Source organism: Amycolatopsis sp. NPDC058278 (assembly GCF_042881395.1).
GTDB lineage: Bacteria > Actinomycetota > Actinomycetes > Mycobacteriales > Pseudonocardiaceae > Amycolatopsis.
Map to the genome: position 1 here is coordinate 1 of NZ_JBHVXZ010000142.1, position 23,496 is coordinate 23,496.

General features: G+C 72.9%; 22 protein-coding genes. 17 read left to right on the top strand and 5 right to left on the bottom strand.

All coding sequences use genetic code 11. The features are described from left to right. The 12 genes from ACFVYA_RS42790 to ACFVYA_RS42845 all read left to right on the top strand — a co-directional run. Window positions 1–839, top strand: an 839-nt coding sequence (locus ACFVYA_RS42790) for a carbohydrate ABC transporter permease (RefSeq protein ID WP_387053394.1), incomplete at its 5' end; no start/stop codon positions are given. Further along, window positions 836–1,681, top strand: a complete 846-nt coding sequence (locus tag ACFVYA_RS42795; RefSeq protein WP_387053396.1) for a carbohydrate ABC transporter permease — start codon at window positions 836–838, stop codon at window positions 1,679–1,681. The genes ACFVYA_RS42790 and ACFVYA_RS42795, both read left to right, overlap by 4 nt. 4 nt (window positions 1,682–1,685) lie before the next feature. Then, window positions 1,686–2,306 carry a DUF624 domain-containing protein gene (locus tag ACFVYA_RS42800; RefSeq protein ID WP_387053398.1) on the top strand — a complete coding sequence of 207 codons (621 nt, stop codon included), beginning with the start codon at window positions 1,686–1,688 and terminating at the stop codon, window positions 2,304–2,306. Beyond that, on the top strand, window positions 2,303–3,427 hold the full coding sequence (locus ACFVYA_RS42805) for a Gfo/Idh/MocA family protein (RefSeq protein WP_387053400.1): 1,125 nt from the start codon (window positions 2,303–2,305) through the stop codon (window positions 3,425–3,427). The genes ACFVYA_RS42800 and ACFVYA_RS42805 overlap by 4 nt, the downstream gene beginning before the upstream one ends. A gap of 10 nt (window positions 3,428–3,437) precedes the next feature. Beyond that, entirely contained in the window at window positions 3,438–4,670 is a 1,233-nt protein-coding gene (locus tag ACFVYA_RS42810) for a Gfo/Idh/MocA family protein (RefSeq protein WP_387053402.1), read from the top strand. Further along, on the top strand, window positions 4,667–5,608 hold the full coding sequence (locus ACFVYA_RS42815) for a PmoA family protein (protein ID WP_387053403.1): 942 nt from the start codon (window positions 4,667–4,669) through the stop codon (window positions 5,606–5,608). Before ACFVYA_RS42810 ends, ACFVYA_RS42815 begins: the two co-directional genes overlap by 4 nt. A 10-nt stretch (window positions 5,609–5,618) precedes the next feature. Beyond that, window positions 5,619–6,905, top strand: coding sequence for a polysaccharide lyase family 1 protein (locus ACFVYA_RS42820; protein ID WP_387053405.1), 1,287 nt, complete (start codon window positions 5,619–5,621; stop codon window positions 6,903–6,905). A 210-nt stretch (window positions 6,906–7,115) separates the two neighbouring features. Next, window positions 7,116–7,886, top strand: coding sequence for a pectate lyase (locus tag ACFVYA_RS42825; protein WP_387053433.1), 771 nt, complete (start codon window positions 7,116–7,118; stop codon window positions 7,884–7,886). Between the two features lie 67 nt (window positions 7,887–7,953). Next, complete coding sequence (locus tag ACFVYA_RS42830) at window positions 7,954–8,982, top strand: pectinesterase family protein (RefSeq protein ID WP_387053407.1); 1,029 nt, start codon at window positions 7,954–7,956, stop codon at window positions 8,980–8,982. A 135-nt stretch (window positions 8,983–9,117) separates the two neighbouring features. After that, window positions 9,118–10,104, top strand: coding sequence for an arabinan endo-1,5-alpha-L-arabinosidase (locus ACFVYA_RS42835; RefSeq protein WP_387053409.1), 987 nt, complete (start codon window positions 9,118–9,120; stop codon window positions 10,102–10,104). Between the two features lie 44 nt (window positions 10,105–10,148). Then, a complete protein-coding gene (locus ACFVYA_RS42840; RefSeq protein ID WP_387053411.1) occupies window positions 10,149–13,037 on the top strand; it encodes a beta-galactosidase in 2,889 nt (962 codons plus the stop codon). Window positions 13,038–13,708: 671 nt separating this feature from the next. After that, on the top strand, window positions 13,709–14,071 hold the full coding sequence (locus ACFVYA_RS42845; RefSeq protein WP_387053413.1) for an STAS domain-containing protein: 363 nt from the start codon (window positions 13,709–13,711) through the stop codon (window positions 14,069–14,071). On the opposite strand, the gene ACFVYA_RS42850 is transcribed toward ACFVYA_RS42845, so the two are convergent. After that, the gene (locus tag ACFVYA_RS42850) at window positions 14,058–16,178 is read right to left on the bottom strand and encodes a BTAD domain-containing putative transcriptional regulator (RefSeq protein WP_387053415.1); all 2,121 of its coding nucleotides are present in this window, start codon (window positions 16,176–16,178) and stop codon (window positions 14,058–14,060) included. The two genes, ACFVYA_RS42845 and ACFVYA_RS42850, sit on opposite strands and share 14 nt — an antisense overlap. Window positions 16,179–16,369: 191 nt before the next feature. Here ACFVYA_RS42850 and ACFVYA_RS42855 point away from each other — a divergent pair, with 191 nt between their 5' ends. Then, window positions 16,370–16,813 (top strand): DUF6294 family protein, encoded by a 444-nt coding sequence (locus ACFVYA_RS42855; protein ID WP_387053416.1) that lies wholly within the window; start codon window positions 16,370–16,372, stop codon window positions 16,811–16,813. 22 nt (window positions 16,814–16,835) lie between these two features. Here the strand turns inward: ACFVYA_RS42855 and ACFVYA_RS42860 are convergent, their stop codons facing one another. Then, window positions 16,836–17,183: a cytoplasmic protein gene (locus tag ACFVYA_RS42860; protein ID WP_387053418.1), complete on the bottom strand. Its 348-nt coding sequence runs from the start codon at window positions 17,181–17,183 to the stop codon at window positions 16,836–16,838. 37 nt (window positions 17,184–17,220) lie between these two features. On the opposite strand from ACFVYA_RS42860, the gene ACFVYA_RS42865 reads away from it, so the two are divergent. Then, window positions 17,221–17,811: a TetR/AcrR family transcriptional regulator gene (locus tag ACFVYA_RS42865; protein WP_387053420.1), complete on the top strand. Its 591-nt coding sequence runs from the start codon at window positions 17,221–17,223 to the stop codon at window positions 17,809–17,811. On the opposite strand, the gene ACFVYA_RS42870 is transcribed toward ACFVYA_RS42865, so the two are convergent. Then, window positions 17,804–18,226, bottom strand: coding sequence for a hypothetical protein (locus ACFVYA_RS42870; protein WP_387053422.1), 423 nt, complete (start codon window positions 18,224–18,226; stop codon window positions 17,804–17,806). The genes ACFVYA_RS42865 and ACFVYA_RS42870 overlap by 8 nt on opposite strands. A 62-nt stretch (window positions 18,227–18,288) precedes the next feature. Then, a complete protein-coding gene (locus ACFVYA_RS42875; RefSeq protein WP_387053424.1) occupies window positions 18,289–19,149 on the bottom strand; it encodes a universal stress protein in 861 nt (286 codons plus the stop codon). A gap of 253 nt (window positions 19,150–19,402) precedes the next feature. On the opposite strand from ACFVYA_RS42875, the gene ACFVYA_RS42880 reads away from it, so the two are divergent. Both ACFVYA_RS42880 and ACFVYA_RS42885 read left to right on the top strand, forming a co-directional pair. Beyond that, window positions 19,403–20,182 (top strand): prepilin peptidase, encoded by a 780-nt coding sequence (locus tag ACFVYA_RS42880; RefSeq protein ID WP_387053426.1) that lies wholly within the window; start codon window positions 19,403–19,405, stop codon window positions 20,180–20,182. A 146-nt stretch (window positions 20,183–20,328) separates the two neighbouring features. After that, on the top strand, window positions 20,329–21,297 hold the full coding sequence (locus ACFVYA_RS42885) for an epimerase (RefSeq protein WP_387053428.1): 969 nt from the start codon (window positions 20,329–20,331) through the stop codon (window positions 21,295–21,297). A 116-nt stretch (window positions 21,298–21,413) separates the two neighbouring features. Here the strand turns inward: ACFVYA_RS42885 and ACFVYA_RS42890 are convergent, their stop codons facing one another. Further along, window positions 21,414–22,436: a helix-turn-helix domain-containing protein gene (locus ACFVYA_RS42890; protein WP_387053429.1), complete on the bottom strand. Its 1,023-nt coding sequence runs from the start codon at window positions 22,434–22,436 to the stop codon at window positions 21,414–21,416. A gap of 500 nt (window positions 22,437–22,936) precedes the next feature. On the opposite strand from ACFVYA_RS42890, the gene ACFVYA_RS42895 reads away from it, so the two are divergent. Continuing rightward, window positions 22,937–23,496, top strand: a 560-nt coding sequence (locus ACFVYA_RS42895) for an alpha/beta hydrolase (protein ID WP_387053431.1), incomplete at its 3' end; no start/stop codon positions are given.

Here is a 23,496-nt window from a genome sequence, read left to right on the forward strand (position 1 = left end):
GCGCGGTGGCGCTGACCGTCGGCCCGATGGTGGTCTCGCTGTACCTGTCGTTCACCGACTACGACATGTTCACCTCGCCGAAGTGGGTCGGGTTCGGCAACTTCGCGCACATGTTCACCGGCGACGACCGCTACTTGCAGTCGGTGAAGGTCACGCTGATCTACGTGCTGGTCTCGGTGCCGCTGAAGCTGACGGTGTCGCTGCTGGTGGCGATGCTGCTCAACACCCGCCGCGGCGCGAACGGCTTCTACCGGGCGGCGTTCTACGCGCCTTCGCTGCTCGGCGCGAGCGTCGCGGCGGCGCTGGTCTGGCGGGCGCTGTTCATGGGCGGCGGCCCGGTGAACGAGGTGCTGGCGTTCTTCGGCTGGCACACCCCGAGCTGGGTCGACGACCCGCAGTTCAGCCTCGCCTCGATCGTGCTGCTGGGCGTCTGGCAGTTCGGCGCGCCGATGGTGATCTTCCTGGCCGGGCTCAAGCAGATCCCGGCGGAGCTGCACGAGGCGGCGGCGATCGACGGCGCGGGCGCGTTCCGCCGGTTCCGGCACATCACACTGCCCATGCTGTCGCCGGTGATCTTCTTCAACCTGGTGATGGAGGCGATCCACGCCTTCCAGGCGTTCACCCCGGCGTTCGTCATCGGCGGCGGCCGCGGCGGGCCGGCCGACGCGGACCTGTTCTACACGCTCTACCTGTTCGAGGTCGGCTTCCAGGACTTCCGGATGGGCTACGCGTCGGCGATGGCCTGGGTGCTGCTGGTCGTGATCGCCATCGTGACGGCGATCGTCTTTCGGACGGCCAAGCTCTGGGTGTTCTACGACGACGCAGGGGACAGCAAATGACCGCATTGCCGCGCACGGCGCGGTCCTTCGGCTGGCACGTGCTGTGCCTGGTCATCGTCGCCGTGGTGCTCTACCCGCTGGTGTGGCTGGCGTTCGCGTCGGTCAAGCCGCCGGACGAGATCCTGTCCCGGCTGGCACTGCTGCCGACCCGGTTCGTCTTCGACGGCTACACGAAGGGCTGGGAAGGAGCGGCGGACGTCGGGTTCGGCCGCTTCTTCCTCAACTCGTTCCTGGTGGCCGGCCTGTCGGTGGCGGCGAACGTGCTGTCGTGCTCGCTGGCCGCGTTCGCCTTCGCCCGGCTGAAGTTCCGGTTCCGGGGCGCGCTGTTCGCGTTCATGATCACGACGCTGATGCTGCCTTACCACGTCACGCTGATCCCGCAGTACGTGATCTTCCAGCAGGCCGGGCTGGTCAACACCTTCGTGCCGCTGATCCTGCCGAAGCTGCTGGCCACCGAGGCGTTCTTCGTGTTCCTCATCGTCCAGTTCATGCGGGGCATCCCGCGTGAACTCGACGAGGCGGCCACCATCGACGGCTGCTCGGTCTACCGCACGTTCTGGCACGTCGTGCTGCCGCTGTCGAAACCGGCGCTGGTGACGACGTCGATCTTCACGTTCATCTGGACGTGGAACGACTTCTTCACGCAGATGGTGTACCTGAACGACACGGAGAAGTTCACCGTGCCGCTGGGCTTGCGGCTGTTCGTCGACACCAGCAGCGAGTCGAACTTCGGCGCGATGTTCGCGATGTCCGCGCTCGCGCTCGTCCCGATCGTGCTGTTCTTCCTCGCCTTCCAGCGCCTGCTGGTCGAAGGCGTCAGCACCAGCGGCCTGAAGGGGTGAACGGATGCGGACGCTGAAGCGATCAGCAGAGTGGCGAACCGGGCTCGGTGACTTTTCGGACTGCCTGCTGGCGGGGCTGCTCGTCGCGCTGGCGTCGGTACCGGTGGTGACGGCGGCCCCGGCACTCGTGGCGGGCTGCCGGGTCCTCGACCGGACCCGGCGCGACCTCGGTAGTCCATTGTGGACAACCTTCTGGGCGGACTTCCGCGAGGCCGCGCGGGGCGGGGTGCTCTTCGGGGTGGGGTGCCTGGCGGCGGTGGTGGTGTTCGCGGTGGACCTCGAGGTGGTGGCGTCGATGCCGGGAGCGGGCGTGCTGAAGCCGGCGTTGTGGGTGCTGGCGGTGGCGGGCGTGGTGGTGGCGGTGCGGACCTGCGAGGTGGTGGCCACCGGCGGCCCGGCCGGCCGCGAAGGGGTGGCGGCCGCGGAGACCGCCGCCGGCGGCCCGGCCTGGCGCCGGGCGATCGTCACGGCGGCGCGCGAAACCGCTGCCTCGCCGCGAAGCGCGTTGCTCGTTGCCGCGGCGCTGGCCGTGTCCGCCCTGCTCGTCTGGATGCTGCCCATCCTCGCCCTCGTGGTGGCCGGGCCCCTCGCCCTGGCCGCGGTCGCGACCGGCGGCCGCCGATGACGCCGGAGGTGGTCGTCTTCGGCACGGCCGGCTACGCGGCTCAGCACCTGCGCCGCGCCCGTGCCCTGCACGATCGCGGCGACCTGGTGCTGGCCGGTGCCTGCGACATCCGCGAACCCTCCGAAGAAGCCCGCGCCCTGCTGCCCGACGGAGCGGTGATCACCCGGGACGCGGCCGAACTGCTCGCCCGCACGACCCCGGACATCGCCGTCGTGGCGACCCCGCCGCACACCCACCTGCCGCTGGCGAAACTCGCGCTCGCAGCCGGCTGCCACCTGCTCGTCGAGAAACCACCCGTGCTCGACCTCGCGGCCTTCGGCGAACTCACTGCGCTGACCCGCGGCCGTGCCTGCCAGACCGGGTTCCAGAGCTTCGGCTCAGCGGCGATCCCCGTCGTGCGGGCGGCGATCGAAGCGGGGGAGATCGGCACGGTCACCGGGATCGCGGCCGCCGGGGCGTGGATCCGGCGGGACCGGTACTTCGCCCGCGCCGAGTGGGCCGGCCGCCGCCGGGTCGGCGGGCAACCGGTCGTGGACGGGGCGCTGACCAACCCGTTCGCCCACGCGGTCGCGACCGCCCTGCTGGTCAACGGCACCGCCGAGGTCCTGCCGGAGCGGACCGCAGTCGAGCTGTACCGGGCCAGGGACATCGAGTCGGACGACACCGCCTGCGCGCGGCTGAGCTTCGCCGGGGCTCCGGACGTCGTCGTCGCGGCCACGCTCGACGCCGAGGCCGACCACGACCCCTACGTGCTGGTCCACGGCACCGAAGGCCGGATCCGCTGGCACTACAAGACCGACCTCGTGGTCGTGCGTGACTCGGAAACACCGGTCGGGCCGCCCCGGGACCTGCTGGCCAACCTCGTCGCGCACGTCCGTGACGGCGAGCCGCTGCTGGCTCCGCTGGCCGCGACCCGCGCGTTCACCGCGCTGGTGGAAGCGGTCCGCGACGCCCCGGAACCGCTGCCGCTGCCTGCCGAATGGGTCCAGGCCGTGGACACCGGGCCCGACCGGCACTTCGTCGTGCCGGGCGTCGATCGCGACGTCGACACCGCGGCCGAGCGGCTCGCGCTCTTCTCCGAACTCGCCCTGCCCTGGACCGGCGCCGCTACGCGCGCCTGAAAGAGAGGTGATGGCGGTGCGTCGCCACGCGATCGTCGGCCTGGGCTCCCGGGCCCAGCTGTTCGCCCGGGCACTGGCCGCGTCGCCGCGGGCCGAGCTCGCGGCTTTCTGCGACCACAACGAGACCCGCATGCGGGTGCACAACGACTGGCTCGGCATGGAGATCCCCGGCTACCGGCCGGACGACTTCACCGCCATGCTGGCGAAGGAACGCATCGACGTCGTCGTGGTGTGCACCCCCGACCACACGCACGCGGACTACGTCGTCGCCGCGCTGGTGGCCGGCTGCGACGTCGTCACGGAGAAGCCCATGACGACCGACGTCGAGGGCGCGCGGCGGATCCTGGCGGCCCGGCGCGAGACGGGCCGCTCGGTGCGCGTCGCCTTCAACTACCGGTACAACCCGGTGCACCGCCGGGTGCGGGAGCTGCTGGCCGGCGGCGCGATCGGGGAGGTCGGCTCGGTCGAGTTCAGCTGGCTGCTCGACACCGCGCACGGCGCCGATTACTTCCGCCGCTGGCACCGGGACAAAGCGAACTCCGGCGGCCTGCTCGTCCACAAGTCCGGCCACCACTTCGACCTGGTCAACTGGTGGCTCGGCAGCGGCCCCGAAACGGTGTTCGCGCTGGGCCGGCTGTTCTTCTACGGCGACGAAAACGGCCGCCGCCACCGCAGTGCCGGCGACCGGTTCGCGCTGGACCTCGAAGCCTCACCCAAGCTGCGCGCGCTCTACCTCGACGCCGAGCGTGAAGACGGGTACGTCCGGAACCAGGACGTGTTCGCGCCCGGCGTCACCATCGAAGACGACCTGTCGGTGCTCGTGCGCCACCACGGAGGGGCGGTGCTGAACTACCACCTGCACGCGTATTCGCCGCGGGAGGGCTACCGCGTCGCGTTCTCCGGCAGCGAAGGCCGGCTGGAGCTGGACGTCCGCGAGAACGAGTACGCGTCCGGCGCCGAGCCGGTGCCGAAGCGGGCGCGGGCCCGGCTGACCGTGCAACGGCACTGGGAACCGCCGGAAGCCGTGTTCGACGGACTCCTCGGCGACGGGCACGGCGGCGGCGACGAGCGGATGCTGGCCGAACTGCTCGGCGACGCCGAACCGGACCCGCTCGGCTGCGCGGCCGACCACGACGCCGGCCTGCAGGCCCTGCTCACCGGGCTGGCCGCGAACCGATCGCTGGTCACCGGCCGATCGGTGGCCGTCGAAGAGCTGCTGGGGGAGATCGGGGAACCGGCGTGAGCCGGGCCACCGTGGGGGACAGCACGCCGGAGGTGACCGAAGAGCCCGACGGCCGGGTGTGCGTACGCCTCGGCGACGTCGTGCTGGCCGAGTACGTCGTCGAGCCGCCGACACCGGCCGGGGACTCGCCGAAGCCGTACCTGCACCCGTTGCGCACCACCGCGGGGGAGATCGTGACCGCGGTCCGGCCGCACGACCACACCTGGCACAACGGCCTGCAGTTCACCATGGCCCACCTCTCGGGCGAGAACTTCTGGGGCGGCCGCACCTACGTGCGCGGCCGCGGCTACACCCCGCTCGACAACAACGGCACCATCGGCCACGTCCGCTGGGAAAGCATCGACGACGCCGGCGGGCACTGCGAACTGCGCCACGAGCTGGCCTGGCGCACCGCGGCCGGCCGGCGCTGGCTCACCGAACACCGGACGCTGCACTTCGGCGACGTCTCGGTGCGCGGCGGCCGCTGGACGCTCACCTGGTCCAGCCGGCTGCGCAACACCAGCGGCCACGAGCTGCGGTGGGGGAGCCCGGTCACCGAAGGGCGGGACACCGCCGGCTACGGCGGGCTGTTCTGGCGCGGGCCGCGCTCGTTCGTCGGCGGCACGGTCCGGACGTCGGACGGGAAGCCCGCGGCCGAGGCGATGGGGCACCGGGCGCCGTGGCTCGCCTTCACCGGGCAGCACGACGAAAGCCTGCGGACCTCGACGCTGCTGTTCGCCGACAGCCCGGAGAACGCCGCCCACCCGACGGCCTGGTACGTCCGCGCCGAGCCGTTCCCCGTGGTCAGCTTCGCCGCGACCTACCACCGGCCGTGGCTGCTCGAACCGGGCGAAGAGCTGACCCTGACCCACCACGTCGTCGTCATCGACGGCGCCCCCGACGCGGCCGGGCTCGCCCGGCTCGCGGCCCGGGTGCTCAGGAGACCGGACACCGACTAGAGGAGCCGACATGCGCTGGAAGGCTTTCGCGGGGTGCCTAGCCCTGCTCGGATTGACGCTCACCGCAGCACCCGCCCAAGCTCACGGCCACGATCCGGGCCGGGCCGTGCTCGGCGCGCACGACGGCTGGGCCGCGGCGACCACCGGGACCACCGGCGGCTCGGCCGCCGCCCCCGGCGACGTCCGCACGGTGACCAAGCGCTCCGAGCTGGCGGCCGCGCTGGCGGCGAACCCGGGTGCGCCGAAGATCGTCTACGTCCGCGGCACCATCGAGGGCAATGTGGACGCCGCCGACCGGCCGGCGAGCTGTGAAAGTTTCGCCGATCCGGCCTACAGCCTCCCGGCGTACCTGGCGGCGTACGACCCGGCGACCTGGGGCAGAGTGCCGCCGTCGGGACCGCTGGAAGAAGCCCGGGAGCGCTCGCAGGCCAACCAGGCGAAGCAGGTCGTGCTCGACGTCGGCCCGAACACCACGATCGTCGGGCTCGGCGCGCACGCCACGCTGCACGGGCTCACCCTGCGCGTCACCGGGAACAACGTCATCCTGCGGAACCTGCACTTCTCCGACGCCCACGACTGCTTCCCGCAGTGGGATCCCCTCGACACCGCCGACGGCAACTGGAACTCCGAGTACGACAACCTCGACCTGGTCGGCGCGACGCACGTCTGGGTGGACCACAACGAGTTCAGCGACGGCGGGAACGACCGGCAGCCCACGTACTTCGGCCGCAAATACGAGGTCCACGACGGGCTGTTCGACATCGTGAACGGTTCGGACCTGGTCACGGCGTCCTACAACCGGCTGCACGACCACGACAAGACCATGCTGATCGGCAACACCGACAAGCCCACCTACGACGTCGGCAAGCTGCGGGTCACCCTGCACCACAACCTGTTCTCCGAAATCGGCCAGCGGGCGCCGCGGGTGCGGTACGGCCAGGTGCACGTCTACGACAACCTCTACCTGGTCGAGGACCCGGCGGCCTACACGTATTCACTCGGCGTGGGTGTCGAGTCCCGGATCTACGCGGAGAACAACTTCTTCCGGGTCCCCGCCGGGCTGCCCCTGGGCCAGCTGGTGCACTACTGGAAGGGGACCGTGCTGCACGCGACCGGGACGCTGGTGGCCCAAGGCAACCAGTGGCCGCGGCCGGTCGACCTGCTGGCCGAATACAACGCGGCCAACGACCCGGATCTCGGGCCGGACGTCGGCTGGACGCCGAGCCTCGTCGAGCGCCTCGACCCCGCGTGGGCGGTCCCCGCGCTGGTGCTCGCCGGCGCCGGTCCCGGGCGTTGAACCCTTCGACAGTTTCGGCGTTTTCTGAAAACCGCGGCCGCTGGCGACCATCCGGGCGACATGCGTGGCGCTGCGGCGAACGACATTGACACACTCCGCCCCGAACCCGAAACTCGGGGGCGAGAAAGCGCTTTCACAACCCGGTCGGACGTTTTCCATCAGCGCCGATTGAAGCTCAAGACCAGGGAGTGACGAATGGTTCCCCCAGCAATGTCCCGGATCGTCCGGGTGGTGGCGGTCGCCGCGCTCGCCGTTTCGGCGGCGGTCGGCACCGGCGCGACCGCGTCGGCCGCCTCGTGGCCGAACCCGAGCACCAGCGTGCCGGTGCCGAAGACGATCAAGGTCACCAGCGGTACGTACGACGGCGGGCTCAAGCGGTTCTACGGCACCGGCGACCTCGGCACCGGCGGCCAGAGCGAGGACCAGGGCCCGATCTTCGAGCTCGCCAACGGCACCACGCTGAAGAACGTCGTGCTGGGCAACCCCGCCGCCGACGGCGTGCACTGCCTCGGCACCTGCACGCTGCTCAACGTCTGGTGGGAGGACGTCGGCGAAGACGCCGCGACCTTCAAGGGCACCTCCGCCTCCCAGACGATGACCATCGACGGCGGCGGCGCGCGCAAGGCGTCGGACAAGGTGTTCCAGCACAACGGCCCCGGCACGATGTACATCCGCAACTTCCAGGTCAACGACTTCGGCAAGCTGTACCGCTCCTGCGGCAACTGCAAGACGCAGTACAAGCGCAACGTCGTCGTGGACAACGTCACCGCCACCGTGCCCGGCAAGGCGCTGGTCGGCATCAACACCAACTACGGCGACACCGCCAAGCTGACGAGGATCACCATCGTCGGCGACTCCAGCCGCAAGATCGAGCCCTGCACGAAGTACAAGGGCGTGACCAGCGGCGAGCCGACGAAGATCGGCAGCGGCCCGGACTCGACGAACTGCCTCTACACCGCGGCGAACATCACCTACAAGTAACCGACCCGCGCCGGGGGTGCCGGCCGCCGTCCGGTACCCCCGGCGCGTTCCACTCCGTGGAGGCGTCATGCTCAAGACCCTGCTCGTCGCGTCGGTGCTCGCCGGGGCGTCCCTGGCGGCTACTACGACGACGTCAGCCGCCGCGGCCACGAACGTCGTCGTGGCCAAGGACGGCTCCGGCAACTACTCCACCGTGCAGGCCGGCATCAACGCGGTTTCGGCGGGCGGCACGATCTCGATCAAGCCCGGGACCTACCGCGAAGTGATCACCGTGCCCTCGGGCAAGACCGGGATCACGATGCGCGGGACCACCGGGAAGGCCGCCGACGTCGTCGTCGACTACAACAACGCCAGCGGGACGAAGAAGCCCGACGGCTCGACCTACGGCACCTCCGGCAGCGCGACCGCGACGATCGCCGCGAACGGTTTCACCGCCACGGCGCTGACCTTCCGCAACTCCTTCGACCGCAACGCCCACCCGGAGATCAAGGACACCCAGGCGGTCGCGGTCAAGACCACCGGCGATCGGATGGTCTTCGACAACGTCACCTTCCTCGGGCACCAGGACACCCTGTACGCCGACACCGCGGCCGTCGGCACGGTCGGCCGCCAGTACTACCGCAACTGCGCGATCAGCGGCGACGTCGACTTCATCTTCGGCCGCGCGACCGCGGTGTTCGACCGGGCGACGATCACCGCCCTCGACCGCGGTTCCAGCAGCAACAACGGCTTCCTGACCGCGGCCAGCACCCGGCGGTCGAACCCGTACGGCTTCCTGATCGTCGGCAGCAAGGTGCTCAGCTCGGCCGCCAACGCGAGCTTCTACCTCGGCCGTCCGTGGCACCCCGGCGGCGACGTGGACGCCATCGCCCAGGTCCTGATCCGCGAGACGTCCCTGCCCGCGGCGATCAAGCCGGCGCCGTGGACCGACATGTCGGGCTTCTCGTGGAAGGACGCGCGGTTCTCCGAGTACCGCAACACCGGCCCGGGCGCGGGGACCGGGACCGACCGGCCGCAGCTGCCCGCCGCGCAGGCCGGGAACTACACCGCGCAGAAGTACCTCGCGGGCGGCGACGGGTGGAACCCCGTGCACTGAGGACGGCGTCGAGGCCGGACGGGGAGACCCTCCGTCCGGCCCTTGACGCACCGGCCCGTGACCGCCGACCATTCTCACCGTCGGACGCTGTTAGCGCTAACAGCGTCCCGGATCAGAGTCGAACCGAGGACACCCATGAGCCTGCGCCGCCTCCCGGCCCTCGTCGCCGTCGCCGCCGCCCTGCTGAGCGCTCCCGCCGCGCAGGCCGCGACCTACCCCGACCCCGGTTACGTGACCGGGGACATCGAGGCGGTGCACGACCCGTCGATGATCCGCGCGGCCGACGGCAGCTACCTGCTCTACTCCACCGACCAGTACCTGCAGATCCGCCGCTCGACCGACCGGATCCACTTCACGAAGATCGGCTCGGTCTGGCCGAACGGCGCCCCGTGGACCGCGCCCTTCACCGACCCGGCCAAGCCGGAGTACCTGTGGGCGCCGGACATCTCGTTCCACAACGGCAAGTACTACCTCTACTATGCGGCTTCGTCGCTGGGCTCCCGCAACTCGGCGATCTTCCTGGCCACCAGCACCACCGGCCTGCCCGGCAGCTGGACCAACCAGGGGATCGTCGTGCAGACGAGCACGAGCAACGACTACAACGCCATCGACCCGAACCTCTTCGTCGACTCCTCCGGCCGCTGGTGGCTGAGCTTCGGCTCCTGGTGGACCGGGATCAAGATGATCCGGCTCGACCCGGCCACCGGCAAGCGCAGCACCACCGACACGGCGCTGCGCGCCGTCGCCCAGCGCACCGGCAGCACGTCGGCCGAGGAAGCGCCGTTCATCATCCAGCACGGCGGCTACTACTACCTGTTCGTCTCGTGGGACCTCTGCTGCCAGGGCACGAAGAGCACCTACCGCGTGATGGTCGGCCGGGCGGCGTCGATCACCGGCCCGTACACCGACCGGGCCGGCGTCCGGATGACCGCGGGCGGCGGCACCCAGATCCTGGCGAGCCACGGCGCGGTCCACGGCCCCGGTCACGTGGCCGTGCTGCACGACTCGGACGCCGACGTGCTCGTCTACCACTACTACTACTCGGACGCGACGCCGCTGACGGGCAAGCTCGGCATCAACCTCATCGGCTACGACAGCGCCGGCTGGCCCTACGTGTACTGATCATGTATAACGACCTATACGCCCTTCGACGGGAAAGTTGTTCCATGCGCCGGTTGCTGTCCCTGTTCGTCACCCTGCTCGTCGCGACCGGGCTTTGTGCGGCCCCAGTGTCGGCCGCTCCGGTTGCGGCGCCGAAGCACCAAGTCACGTTCGACAAGTACTCGCTCATGCTGGACGGCCGCCGCCAGGTCGTCTGGTCCGGCGAGTTCCACCCGTTCCGGCTGCCCAGCCCGGACCTGTGGCGCGACGTCCTGCAGAAGATGAAGGCCACCGGCTACACGGCGGTCTCGATCTACTTCGACTGGAACTACCACTCGCCCGCGCCCGGGGTGTACGACTTCACCGGCGTCCGCGACATGGACCGCGTGCTCGACCTCGCCGCCGAAGCCGGGCTGTACGTCATCGCGCGACCCGGCCCGTACATCAACGCCGAAGTCACCGGCGGCGGTTTCCCGGCGTGGCTGAGCACCCAGGCCGGCCGGGCCCGCAGCGACGCGCCGGACTACCTCGCCGCGGCCGACGAGTGGCTGTCGCAGATCGACCGGATCATCGGCCGGCACCAGTACACCGACGGCCGGGGTCCGGTGATCCTGTACCAGATCGAGAACGAGCTGGCCGCCACCGGTGCGGCGCAGCGCAACTACATCGCGCACCTCTACGACAAGGTGCGGGCCGACGGGATCACGGTCCCGGTCTTCCACAACGACAAGGGCCGCAACGGCATCTGGGTGCCGCCCGGCTCCGGCGTACCCGGCACCGTCGAAGGCAAGGTCGACCTCTACGCCTTCGACGGCTACCCCGGCGGCACCTGCCGGACCGACGCGACGCCGGGAAACCCGAACACCGCCCCGGATTGGGGGACCTACGGGCCGGGCGGGGCGAAGGGCGGCGCGAGCGCGTCGCCGAACACGCCCGGGTTCGTCGCCGAGTTCGGCGGCGGCTGGTTCGACTACTGGGGCAGCAACGGCACCTACCCGTGCACCGCGGTGCGGCAGGGGCCGGGCTACGAGCGCGTCTTCTACGGCACGAACCTGGCGAACGGCCTGACCCTCCAGAACTTCTACATGACCTTCGGCGGCACGTCCTGGGGCGGGCTCCCGGCGCCGGTGGTCTACAGCTCCTACGACTACGGCGCGGCGATCGACGAAGGACGTCAGCTGCGGCCGAAGGCCTTGACGATGAAGGAGATCGGTTCGTTCCTGGCCACCGTCCCGGATCTGGCCAAAATGGACCGTGCGGCGCCGGTGACGCCGTCGTCGGCCGCGGTGAAGGTCTACCACAACGTCAACCCGGACACGGGCGTGCACTTCTACCTGCCGGTGCACTCGCCGTCGAACGCCACGACGGACGACGCGTTCACCTTCCCGCTGTCCACACCGGACGGTGACTACACCGTGCCCGTCCGGCTGAACGGACAGGACGCGAAGTACCTGGTGGCGAACTTCGACGTCGCGGGCCAGCACCTCGTGTACTCGACGTCGGAGCTGATGGCCCAGGCCGCCGGGACCGTGCTGCTGCACGGCCGGCCGGGTGAGGACGGCGAGACGGTGCTGCGGTACGCGACGCAGCCGCGTGTGGACGTCCTCGCCGGGAACGTCACGACCACCTGGTCGGGCCACGACCTGCGCCTGAACTACCGCCACGACGGGCTCGCGCGGGTCCGGATCAGCGGCGGTGGCCGCCCGGCCGTCACGCTGCTGCTCGCCGACGACGCGACCGCGGACACGTTCTGGCCGGTCGGTGGCCTGCTCGTGCGCGGGCCGGACCTGGTGCGGACCGCCCGGGCCGGGTTCGTGCTGACCGGCGACACGAAGGCGCCGAGGGATCTTGAAGTGTGGGGCGCCCGTAGCCCGCTGCTGTGGTGGAACGGCGCCCCGGTGCCGGCGCGGCCGACGGCGTCGGGCAGCCTGCTGGCGCTGCGGCCGCTGCCCGGCCCCGCCGACCCGCGCCTGCCCGAGCTCACCGGCTGGCGTTCGGCGCCCGGGTCCCCGGAGGCCGAGCCGGGGTACGACGACTCGGCGTGGCCGTCCGCGGACCGGACCGCGACGAACAGCACCACCCCGCCGCCGGCCGGGCAGCCGGTGCTGACCGCGGACGACTACGGCTTCGGCGTCGGCGACGTCTGGTACCGCGGCCGGTTCACCGGGACGCCGGGGGAGCAGGTCAGCCTCCGCTACGGCGGCGGGGGCGCCGGGGTGCTCCAGGCGTGGCTGGACGGGCAGTACCTCGGCCAGCACGTGGTGCCGTCCGCGCTGCCCGCCCCGCCGACGACCGGCACCGCGGCCTTCACCGTGCCCGAAGGCCTGCGCGGCGACGGCCCGCACGTGCTTTCGGTGATGGTCCGGAACAACGGCCACAACGAGGACGGCGGCGTCAACGACGCCCACAAGGAAGGCCGGGGGCTCATTTCGTCGTCCCTTACCGGCGTGGCGTGGAAGCTCCAGGGCGGTACGGCGGACCCGGTGCGCGGCCCGCTGAACAACGGCGGTCTCGCGGGCGAACGCGCGGGCTGGCACCTGCCCGGCTTCCCGGACCGCGCCTGGACACCGGCGGCGGTGCCCGCACCGGCGGCCGACCCGGGGACGACGTGGTACCGCACGACGTTCTCGCTGCGGGTCCCGCACGACCAGGACACGTCGGTGGGCCTGACGATCGGCGATCCGGCGAAGCCCCGTTCCGGCGGGCGGTACCGGGTGCTGGTGTTCCTCAACGGCTGGAACGTCGGCCAGTACATCGGCGACGTCGGGCCGCAGCACACGTTCGTGCTCCCGACCGGAATCCTCGACCCCCACGGCCGCAACACCCTGGCCCTGGCGGTGACCAGCGACGGCGGCCCGGGCAACGGCCTGGAGAAGGTCACCTTGGCGGACCTGGGCACGGCCCGCGGCGGCGTCCCGGTCCGGCCGGTGTTCTCACCGGGGTGGCGACGCTGAGCGGGCGCCGGTCCGGCCGAGGAAGGCGCGGCTCGCGTTGAGGACCGGCCCGCGCGGCTGGTCCCGGCGGCGGCCAAGGTCTCCGGCCATGCGCTGACTCGGGCCGGGCGTGCCGCGGCGGCAGTTGCCGGTCGGCGGTCCGGCCGGTGCGGGCGTGGCCGCCGCGGCCCGCCGTAGCGTGGCTTGCCCAGGTGGCAGTCGGCTTCGACCGGGTCGCGCGGGACCAGCCGGCCGGAGGCGTTCGGTCCCGGCGGCGATCAAGATCTCCAGCCACGCGCGAACTCGGGCCGGGCACGCAGCGCCGGGTTCCGCGCGGCGGCGGCGGTCCGACCGGCGCGGGTCCGGGCGCCGTAGCGCGGCTTGCCCGGGTGCGGTGGGCTCCGACTGGGCCACGCAGGACCAGCCGACCGAGGGTGTTCGGAGCCGGCGGCGATCAAGGTCTCCAGCCACGCGCGAACTCGGGCCGGTCGCGCAGCGCCGGGTTCCGCGCGGCGGCGGCGGTCCGACCGGCGCGGGCTCGGCCGGCGCGGCCCGTCGTAGCGTGGCTTGCCCAGGTGACAGCGGGCGTCGACCGGGCCGCGCAGGACCAGCCGACCGAAGGTGTTTGGAGCCGGCGGCCGCAGGGTAGGAAACGATCACTGACCGTTGATCTCCGTGGAAGGAGCACCTCGATGAGCGCCCCTGATCTGTCCGCGTTGCTGCTGACCGCGACGACCGCGGAGCCCTGTCCGGGAACGCTGCGGGTCACCGTCACGGGCGAAATCGACATGGTGACGCGGCCGCGCCTCGACGAGGAACTCGACCGCGCGATCGCGGCGGCACCGCGGCGGCTGGTGGTCGACCTGCTGGGCGTGGGTTTCTGCGGCGTGACGGGCGTGGCGTCGCTGGGCCGCCTGCGGGCTCGCTGTGCCGAGGCCGGGATCGACCTGGCGGTGAAGCCGTCCGGCGTCGTGCGCCGGGCCTTGGACCTCGCCGCGGTCGCCCCGCTGTTCCGGCTGGAGGGCCGGCCGGAACAGCAGCTCATCGCCCGGTGACGGACGGCCCGGCGAACGTCCGCGCCTCCTCGTCCGCCGCGGCCAGCTCCCGGTCCGCGGCCGCGGCGTCGCCCGGACCTGCGCGGCGAAGCAACGCCTCGGCGTGCCGGCGGCGGGAAAACACCACCGCGGGCCAGTGGGCCAGCGCGAGGTTGTGCCGTACCGCGGCCCGCAGGTGCGTCACCGCCCGGTCGGGGTCCCCGGCCGTCAGGGCGGTGGTCCCGAGCGGGTGGTGGACCGAGCCGAAGCACGCGATGCCCAGGCTCGGCATCGCCGGCAACTGCGCGAACGGCGCCAGCAGCTCGTGGACCCGCGCCGCCGTCACCCGATCGTCCAGCAGGTAGGCCGTTTCCGCGGCGCCGCACAGCGAAGTCAGCCAGCTGCTCGACCGCGGCAACGCACCCAGGTCTTCGCCGCACAGCCGCGCCAGCGCGCCCGCGGCCGTGCGGCGGTCCCCGGCCGAGGCCGCCGCCACGGCGAGCGCCGCGTAGTACGAGTTGTCGATCGGGCTGAGCGTCGGCGAGTGCATCAGGCCGTCCAGCACCGGCACCAGCTCGCCGAGCCGGCCCTGGAACCACCGGATCGCCACCAGTTGCGCGCCGTACCAGCCGAGTGCGTCGGAGTCGCCCGCCGCGTGGCCGGCCTCGGCGCAGACCTGCGCCCCGGCTTCGGCCTCGCGGAACCGGCCGGCGCGGATGGCCAGCATGACCTTGAGCGCGTCGGCCACGAAGCCCGCCGCCAGGTGCTTGCGCTCGGCCAGCAGCTCGTCGAGCTCGACGAGCCGCCGCTCGGCGTGCCGGTCGCCGGCCAGGAACAGGTCGACGGTGTCCCACAGCACGCCCATCACCAGATCGGTGCGCCGTCCCGTGCGGGCGCTCACCCCGACCAGCTCCGTCGCGAGGGCGTGCCGCAGCCGCGTGTGGTCCGGGCCGAGCAGGCAGTGGTGGGCCAGGCTCAGCGCCTCGGCGTGCGCGACCGGGTCGCCCGCCGCCCGCGTCCGCTCGGCCGCCGCGAGGACGCGGTCGTGCGTGCCTGCTTCGTAGTCCAGCTCGGCCGCGAGCCGGACCCGGAGCCGGTGGCCCAGCGTGGACCCGGGATCCACCTGCTCCAGCGCGTGCCGCAGCCGCGTCAGCAGCGACGCCGCCGCGACGGCCGTCCGGTGCTCGTGCACCCACAACCCGCCCAGGCCGAGGGCCGCGCGGGCGAGCGTGGTGGCGTCCCCGGCCCGCTCGGCCCGGACGTAGGCGGTTTCGAAGTGTTCCCGGCTGGTCCGGAGATCGCCGTCCTCGAGCAGCGCGTGTTCGCCGACGGTGAGGGCGTCGTCGGGGGTGGTCACCACCGCGGTCGCCCGGGTGGCGAGCAGCGCCGGGTGGTGATCGAGCACCTGGCGGTGCACGTGCGCCAGCACCGGCGACGGCTCCACCCCGGACGTGGTGATCAGGCCGTGCCGGGCCCGGCGGAACGCCTCCAGCGCGTCGCTCTGCCGCCCGGCCCGGTAAAGCGCCGTCATCAGCTGCGCCCACAGCCGTTCGTGGCCGGGGAACGCGGCGGTCAGCGCCTCCAGTTCGGCGATCAGCCCGGTGTCCTCGCCGGCCGCGAGGTCGGCGTCGATCCGGTCCTGGACGGCGTCGTGGCGCAGCCGGTCGAGCCGCATCCCCTCGGCCGCCAGGGTTTCCACCTCCCCGAACTCCTCGTAGGCCGCGTGGCCGCGCCAGAGGTCCAGCGCGGTGGCCAGGCGTTCCCGGGCGGCGGCGGGTTCCCCGGCGGCCAGCACCCGCCGTCCCTCGGCGGCGAGCCGTTCGAACCGCGCGGCGTCGAGGGCGTCGGCCGCCAGGTGCAGCACGTACCCCGGCGGCCGGGTCACGATCACCCCCGAGCCCACCGTGCCGCGCAGCCGTGAGAGGTACGTCCGCACGGTCCGGTCGGCGTGCGCGGGCGCCTCCGCACCCCACAGCGCGCGGCCCAGCGCGGCGACGCTGACCACCCGGCCCGCCTCCGCCGCCAGCACCGCCAGCAGGGTCCGCAGGCGCGGCCCCCCGACGTCCCGCGGCTCGCTGTCCAGCCGCACTTCGAACGGTCCCAGCACCCCGAGGTCCACCCCGCGCATGCCCGCCCCTCCGCGACGCGGTCATCCCGCGTGCTCCGGCGTACAGGAGCGGGCCGCGCCGCCAGGGATACGTCCGACGCCGAAGTAAACCTCCGTCGACGAACTGTCGACGGAGTGTCGACGGGCGCTGCGAGGCTCGCCTGGCGCGGACCAGGAGGGTCCGCGGCCACCGGTTCTTCGGGAGGAAGTCCATGAAACGCATGATTCGGGGTCTGGCACCGGTTTTCGCCCTCGCGGCGACGGGGGCGGCGGTGCTGGCGGGTGCTCCGGCGGCGACCGCGGCGCCGGTGCACAGCGCGGCGGTCCTCGAGGTGAAAAGCGCCACGTGGGGCCAATTGCACGTCGGCGACTGCGAGCAGGACAACGGCACCATGGTGATCCGGTCGGACGGCACGGGTGACTGGAGCGCGACGACGCTGACGTTCCAGACGCACACGGGCGACGTCTGGCACTCCAGCTTCGACTTCAAGACCACGGCCGGGACGAAGCTGTTCTCCGCGGGCACGTTCGACAGCCCGCGGATGGACGACGGGAACCCGCCGCCGCGCTACTTCTGGACGAAGCACTTCACTTTCGACGCGTCGCTCTTCAGCGCTGTCAACATCTTCAAGACGAACCAGCACTCGAGCTGCTGAGCGGGGAGCGAACCGCCCTGGGTCACGGTGCGCCGGGACCCAGGGCGGTGCCCGCGACGGCTCCGCCGGGGCGGAGCTCCTTCAGCTCGACGAACATCGCGTGCGTCGGCGTGGCACCGACGTTCTCGCCCGAGTGCTCCTGGGCCGCGAGCCAGCGCACCGCGCCGGCCGGCAGCTCCACGCCCACCTCGCGGCCGCCGGCGGAGATCCGGCGGCTGAACCCGCTCAGCGTGACCATCACCGAGTCGGGGTGCCGGTGCGGCGCGGTCCGGTCGCCCGGGACGTCCTGGTACTCCAGGACCCGTACCCGCTCGTTCTCGAAGACCACCCGGTACAGCTCGGGATTCGTTTCGGCCGGGTCACCGGTCATGGTCGCCTCCTTCGTGGGACGTGGGTACCATGATGGCATGCCTGTCCCGTATGAGTCCACGGGCCGGAGCCGGCAGAAGGGGCGGACGCGTGCGGCGCTGGTCGCGGCGGCCCACGAACTGCTGGCGAAGGGCATCTCACCGGCGGTCGAGGACGCTGCCGAGGTGGCCGGGATCTCCCGCACCACGGCCTACCGGTACTTCCCGAACCAGCGCGCGCTGCTCTTGGCGGCGTACCCGGAGATCCAGGACGACGCGGGCCTGCTGCCCCCGGACGCGCCCGCCGACCCGGCCGCCCGCCTCGACCTGGTGATGCGGGCGTTCATCGAGTTCACGCTGCGCTGGGAGCCCCAGCTGCGCGCCCAGCTGAGGCTGTCCCTGGAGGCCGGCGCGCCGCAGCCGGTGCTGCGGCGCGGCCGGGCGATCCGCTGGATCGAGGAGGCACTGGCCCCGCTCGCGGAAACGCTGGACGTCCACGCCCTGGCGGTGGCGATCCGCTCGGCGACGGGCATCGAGTCCCTGGTCTGGCTGACCGACATCGGCGGCCTCGACCGCCCCCGGGCGGCCGAGGTCCTGGCCGGTTCGGCCCGCGCGATCCTGCGCGCCGCCCTCGATCGGGGGGCTAGCTGATCGGCACCGTCGCGGTGCAGGACGCCGAGCCGTTGTCGAACGTCGCCGCCGCGGTGCCCGTGGACGTGGCCGGCACGGTGGTGGTCGTCGGCACGGTGAAGGTGGTGTGCCCGGTCGTTGCCGACGTCTGGGAGTACACCGTGTGCGTCGTCGATCCGCTGCGGTAGGAAATCCGCAGGGAGACGGTGCCCGCGACGTCGCCGATGTACGGCCCCGACACGGTGTAGCCACCGGTGATGCGGTAGTCGAAGCCGACGGCTTCGTACTGGAGGGTGAACCTGCCGCTGAAGTCGCCCGAGTGGCAGATGCTCGTCCGCTGGATCATCGACGCCGCTCCGGCCGGGGTGGCGGGAACCGTCGTGCCGGCCAGCAGCGCCCCCAGCGCCACCAGCCCGGCCTTTTTCGCAGTCTTCATCTTTCTTCCTCCCTCTCGCTTTCCGTCATCCTGCCCGGTGCCGCTTCCGTTCCGCTTCCCCGTTACGCGGTGGTGCGCACCAGCAGGACGGGGCAGGCGGCGTGGTGCAGGAGGGCCTGACCGGTGGAGCCGAGCAGCAGGCCGGGGAACCCGCCGCGGCCGCGGTCGCCGAGAACGACCAGCTGGGCGGTGGCGCTGCGCTCGACCAGTTCCTTCCGCGGGTGCGCGTGCACGACGATCTGCTCGACCGCGACGTCGCCGGTGTCGTGGGCCAGCACCCGCTCGCCGAGCAGCCGGCGTCCCGCCTCGGTGACGCACCGCGGGTCCCGGTGCGGCGGCGGGCTGTCCGCCCACGCGTGCAGCACGACCAGCGGTGCGCGGCGGGCGCGGGCTTCGGCGAGGGCGGTCGCCAGGACGCGGGCACCGGCTTCGCTGCCGTCGACGCCGGTGACGACCGGCCGCTCGGCCGCGCCGGGTTCGTCCCAGCTGTCCCCGCGGACGACGACGGTGTCGCAGCGGGCGTGGGTGCCGACGGCCGTGGCGACCGATCCCGCGAGCAGGCTGGTGAGCCTGCCGTGCCCGGTCGACCCGACGACGAGCAGCGCGGCCGACCGCGACGCCTCGATCAGGGCTTGGGCGGCGCGGTCGGGATCGAGCCGGGTGACCGCGGCGGGAACCCCCTGCGCGCCGGCGAGCTCCTGCGCGGTCCGCAGCGCGCGCCGCCCCCGGGCGCGCAGCGCGTCGACCATCTCTTCGGGCGGCGGCACGACCCCGCCGGCGAGCAGGGCCGGAACGTCGAGGGCGTGCACGACCTCCAGCGGCGCCGCCCGCAGCCGGGCGGTCCGCGCGGCCCAGCGGACGGCATCGAGCGACTCGGCCGACCCGTCCACCCCGGCGACGATCGGCAATCCGGCGGCGGTCACCTCCCAGACTGTAGGCCCGCACACCCGCCCCCGGGACCCACCCGGCGAACTCGCGTACCCAGCCGGACGACACGCGTACCTGGACGGACGACATGAGTACCCGGCCGGACGACACGAGCAGGCCCGCGGCCGATCGGTGTGTCGTCCATTGGGGTACGCGTGTCGTCCTCCTGGGTACGCGAGTCGTCCGGTCGCGGGCGCGGGCGGTGTCGGGCAAGATCTGCGGCGTTCGTCCCCGACCCGAAGGAGCCCGATGGCGGTGCTGGTCGTGGCCGCGGCGGTGCTCGGCCTGCTCGTCGGGTCGTTCCTCAACGTCGTGATCCACCGGGTGCCGCGCGGTGAGTCGGTGGTCCGCCCGCCGTCGCGCTGCCCGGACTGCGGGCGGAGCGTCAAAGCCCGGCACAACGTCCCCGTCTTCGGCCGGCTCGTCCTGCGCGGCCGGTGCGCGGGCTGCGGTGCCCGGATCAGCGTCCGGTACCCGCTGGTCGAGCTCGGCACCGCCGTGCTGTTCGCGCTGCTGGCCCTGCGGCTCGACCCGCCGGACCTGCCCGCCTTCCTCTCCTTCGGCGCGATCGGGATCGCCCTGGCCCTGATCGACGTCGACTGCCGCCGCCTGCCGAACGCCATCGTGCTGCCGTCGTACCCGGTCCTCATCGTCCTGCTGACGGCGTCGGCCTGGTGGCGCGGCGACTGGTGGTCGCTCGCCCGTGCCGGGATCGGCGGCGCCGCGCTGTTCGGCTTCTACCTCCTCCTCGCGCTGGCGTACCCGGCGGGCATGGGCTTCGGCGACGTCCGGCTCGCGGGCCTCCTCGGCGGGATCCTCGCCTACCTGTCCTGGCCGGCCCTGCTCATCGGGGCGTTCGGCGGGTTCCTGCTCGGCGCGGTCGCCGGCGTCGTCGTGCTGGCGACCGGCAAAGGCGGCCGCAAGACGGCGCTGCCGTTCGGGCCGTTCATGATCGCCGCCGCGCTGGTGGCCGTCTTCGCGGCCGGCCCGCTCGGCCAGGCCTACCAGCGGCTGACCGGCCTGGCCTGAGCGGTCACCGGTTCCCCGACCAGCTCAGTCACCCGCCCCGGCTTCGAAGGTGACAATTCGCCGCGTGATGAGTGACGTCGGCAGGTATTTGAACATGTTCAACTCTTGGCGTACCGTGGGAACGGGCGAACCGTGAAGGGGGTTGCATGAAGATCGTGATTCCGGGCGGCACCGGGCACCTGGGACGGGTGCTGGGCCGCGCGCTGATCGGGCAGGGGCACGAGGTCGTGGTGCTGACCAGACGGGAAGCACGGCCGGAGCCGGGGGTGCGCCACGTCCACTGGGACGGCCGCGGGCCGGGCCCGTGGACGGCGGAGATCGACGGCAGCGACGTCGTCCTCAACCTGGCCGGGAGGTCGGTGAACTGCCGGTACACCCCGGCGAACCTGCGCGAGATGCTGAACTCCCGCGTCGACTCGGCGAGGGTGGTCGGCGGCGCGATCGCCCGCGCGGCCCGCCCGCCGAGGGCGTGGCTGCAGATGAGCACGGCGACGATCTACGCGCACACGTTCGGCGCCCCGAACGACGAAACCACCGGAGTCCTCGGCGGCGACGAGCCGGACGTGCCGGCCTACTGGTCGTACAGCGTCGACATCGCCAAGGCGTGGGAACGCGAGCAGCGCCTGGCGGTAACCCCGGACACGCGCAAGGTGGCGCTGCGCGCGGCGATGGTGATGAGCCCGGAACCCGGCGGAGCGTTGGCGATGCTCCTGCGCTTGACGCGCCTGCGCCTGGCCGGCCCGGTAGCGGGCGGCGGTCAGTACATGTCGTGGATCCACGAGGAGGACATGGTCCGGGCGATCGGCTTCCTCATCGAGCGCGACGAGCTGAGCGGGCCGGTGAACCTGGCGGCCCCGGAGCCGTTGCCGTACGCGGATTTCCTGCACGCGCTGCGCTCGGCCGCCGGGGTGCGCGTGGGTCTGCCGGCGACGAAGTGGATGGCGGAGATCGGCGCGTTCGTGCTGCGCAGCGACACGGAGCTGCTGTTGAAGAGCCGCCGCGTGATCCCGGGGAGGCTGCGCGAGGCGGGGTTCGAGTTCAGGTACCCGGAGTGGCCGGCCGCGGCCGAGGATTTGGTGCGGCGGTCACGGGAGCCGGTGAAGACGGTCAGCTGAGCCCGGCATCGGCCGGTTCGCGTGTCCGGCGGGGGCGGCTCGTAGGCCGCGGTGGTCCGGCAAGGCCGGGGCAGGGCCGCCGCGAGGGGAGGGCCGTGCTGGTCCACTCAGGACGGTCAAGCCGGGTCGGCGTTGTCCCGCAGGCGTCGCAGCAGCAGGGCCAGGTGGAGGCGGAACCGGCCGGCCGGCGAGTCGACCTCGAACCCCAGCACCGACTCCGCGCGGGCCAGCCGGGCCGGCATCGTGCTGTGGTGGCGGTGCAGCGCCGCGGCCGCCTTGCGGGCCGAGCCCGTGGCGCACAGCGCGTCCAGGGCCGCCAACGTGTCCGCGCCGTGGGGTTCGGCGGCGAGGCGGTCGAGCGCCCGGACATCGGCCAGCTCCGCGAGTTCCGCCGGCGCCAGTTTGCCCGCGAACGCGGCCAGCCCGCCCAGCCGCTCCCACCACACCACCGGCTCCGCCGCCGAGGTGAAGCGCAGGGCCGTCCGGGCAGCCGCCCAGGAACGGGCCACCTCCATCGCCGGTCCCTCCGTGCCGATGCCCGCGCGGGCTTGGTCGGGGAGCGAGGGGACTTCGCCGGGCAGCAGGACCGCCCGCACCCCGCCAAGCCGCGCCGAACGGCCGGCGAGCGTGTCGACGCCCGTGCCCGCGAGCACGCGCAACCGCGCCGCCGGGCCGAAGCCGAGCAGGTGCAGGGCCCGGGACCGCTCGGCCGTGCCGGTGTCTTCGGACAGCACCAGCTCGACCAAAGCGGGATCCCCGAGCTCGGGCCGCGGCACACCGGAGTGCTCCAGCAGGATCGCGGCGGCGATCGCGAACCGTTCGAGCAGCATGTCGTCGAGCGGGACGGCCGCGCCCGCCCGGGCCACCCACACGACCACGCCGCCTTCGAGTGTCCGCGTGGCGGCCCCCGCGGGCGCCGCGGCCGGGGTGACGACGCCGGCCCCCGGCGACGCACGCAGCGACAGGCCTTGGCCGGGGGCGTGCACACCGACGGGGCAGCCGGCCAGGTCCGCCGTGCTGCGCACGAGCGCATCCAGACCCGCGCGGCCGGTGATCAGGCGGTCGAAGAACCCGATCACCCGCACGGCGTTCTCGGCGTCGGCGTCGAGCCCGGACAGCCGCAGCAGCAGCCCTTTCATCCCGCCACGATAGGCGCGCTCGCCACCGGATGGCGAGCATCGGCCCGGCAACGCCGCAGCCGGGTGGCGCGGGCGGCTTGGCAAGATCCGCCCGCCGGATGCCGCGGGCCGGCAACCCCGCGGCCGGCTCGCGCGGCCCGGTGGGGCACTGCTCGCCGCTGAATGGCGCGGATCGGCACCGCGCAGCCGGTCCGCGCGGCTCGGACCGGCAGTGCTCGCCGCTGAATGGCGCGGATCGGCAACCCCGCGGCCCGGCCCTGCACCGCCCGCCGCTGAATGGCGCGGGTCGGCAACCCCGCGGCCCGGCCCTGCACCGCCCGCCGCTGAATGGCGCGGGTCGGCACCGCGCGGCCCACCCGGGCACCCCCCGCAGCCAGAATGCCCGGGCCGGCAAGACCGCCCGCACGGCAACCGGCCGCCGCCGGGTGGCGCCGATTCGGGGGGCAACGGCCGCCGCGTGGCGGTGGTCCGGGACACCCCGGTCGGCCGATCATCGGACCATGACCTACGCGATCGATCCCGAGCTGCTGCCCTGGCTGGACATGCTGCCCGCCGTGACCCTCACCGACCACGAGTCCCTGCTGGCCGCGCGCTCCTCGATGGCGCAGCTCAGCGAAGTCCTGCCCGCCTACGAACCGGCCGCCCCGATCGACGTCCGGGACGTCGCCGTGCCCGGGCCGTCCGATGCCCCGGATGTGCCGGTGCGCGTCTACACCCCGGCGAACCGCGCCACCGCGGTGCCCGGCCTGCTCTACATCCACGGCGGCGGGTTCGTCATGGGCGATCTCGACACCTTCGACGCGCACGTGCTGCGCCTCGTCGACGAACTGGGGATCGTGATCGTCTCGGTCGACTACCGGCTCGCCCCCGAGCACCCGTTCCCGGCGCCGGTCGAGGACTGCTACGCGGCCCTTACCTGGGCGGCGGCCAAAGCGGACGAGCTCGGCATCGACCCGGCCCGCCTCGGCGTGGCCGGCGAAAGCGCCGGCGGTGGCCTCTCGGCCGCGGTGGCGCTGCTGGCCCGCGACCGCGGCGGCCCGCGGCTGTGCTTCCAGTACCC

Excerpts from the sequence above, each read along its gene's own strand:
- ACFVYA_RS42800 (WP_387053398.1), top strand. The coding sequence starts at position 1,686 with ATGCGGACGCTGAAGCGATCAGCAGAGTGGCGAACCGGGCTCGGTGAC.
- ACFVYA_RS42880 (WP_387053426.1), top strand. The coding sequence starts at position 19,403 with ATGGCGGTGCTGGTCGTGGCCGCGGCGGTGCTCGGCCTGCTCGTCGGG.
- ACFVYA_RS42835 (WP_387053409.1), top strand. The coding sequence starts at position 9,118 with ATGAGCCTGCGCCGCCTCCCGGCCCTCGTCGCCGTCGCCGCCGCCCTG.
- ACFVYA_RS42855 (WP_387053416.1), top strand. The coding sequence starts at position 16,370 with ATGAAACGCATGATTCGGGGTCTGGCACCGGTTTTCGCCCTCGCGGCG.
- ACFVYA_RS42805 (WP_387053400.1), top strand. The coding sequence starts at position 2,303 with ATGACGCCGGAGGTGGTCGTCTTCGGCACGGCCGGCTACGCGGCTCAG.
- ACFVYA_RS42850 (WP_387053415.1), bottom strand. The coding sequence starts at position 16,178 with ATGCGCGGGGTGGACCTCGGGGTGCTGGGACCGTTCGAAGTGCGGCTG.
- ACFVYA_RS42840 (WP_387053411.1), top strand. The coding sequence starts at position 10,149 with ATGCGCCGGTTGCTGTCCCTGTTCGTCACCCTGCTCGTCGCGACCGGG.
- ACFVYA_RS42890 (WP_387053429.1), bottom strand. The coding sequence starts at position 22,436 with ATGAAAGGGCTGCTGCTGCGGCTGTCCGGGCTCGACGCCGACGCCGAG.
- ACFVYA_RS42885 (WP_387053428.1), top strand. The coding sequence starts at position 20,329 with ATGAAGATCGTGATTCCGGGCGGCACCGGGCACCTGGGACGGGTGCTG.
- ACFVYA_RS42825 (WP_387053433.1), top strand. The coding sequence starts at position 7,116 with ATGTCCCGGATCGTCCGGGTGGTGGCGGTCGCCGCGCTCGCCGTTTCG.
- ACFVYA_RS42830 (WP_387053407.1), top strand. The coding sequence starts at position 7,954 with ATGCTCAAGACCCTGCTCGTCGCGTCGGTGCTCGCCGGGGCGTCCCTG.
- ACFVYA_RS42870 (WP_387053422.1), bottom strand. The coding sequence starts at position 18,226 with ATGAAGACTGCGAAAAAGGCCGGGCTGGTGGCGCTGGGGGCGCTGCTG.
- ACFVYA_RS42845 (WP_387053413.1), top strand. The coding sequence starts at position 13,709 with ATGAGCGCCCCTGATCTGTCCGCGTTGCTGCTGACCGCGACGACCGCG.
- ACFVYA_RS42810 (WP_387053402.1), top strand. The coding sequence starts at position 3,438 with ATGGCGGTGCGTCGCCACGCGATCGTCGGCCTGGGCTCCCGGGCCCAG.
- ACFVYA_RS42795 (WP_387053396.1), top strand. The coding sequence starts at position 836 with ATGACCGCATTGCCGCGCACGGCGCGGTCCTTCGGCTGGCACGTGCTG.
- ACFVYA_RS42860 (WP_387053418.1), bottom strand. The coding sequence starts at position 17,183 with ATGACCGGTGACCCGGCCGAAACGAATCCCGAGCTGTACCGGGTGGTC.
- ACFVYA_RS42820 (WP_387053405.1), top strand. The coding sequence starts at position 5,619 with ATGCGCTGGAAGGCTTTCGCGGGGTGCCTAGCCCTGCTCGGATTGACG.
- ACFVYA_RS42865 (WP_387053420.1), top strand. The coding sequence starts at position 17,221 with ATGCCTGTCCCGTATGAGTCCACGGGCCGGAGCCGGCAGAAGGGGCGG.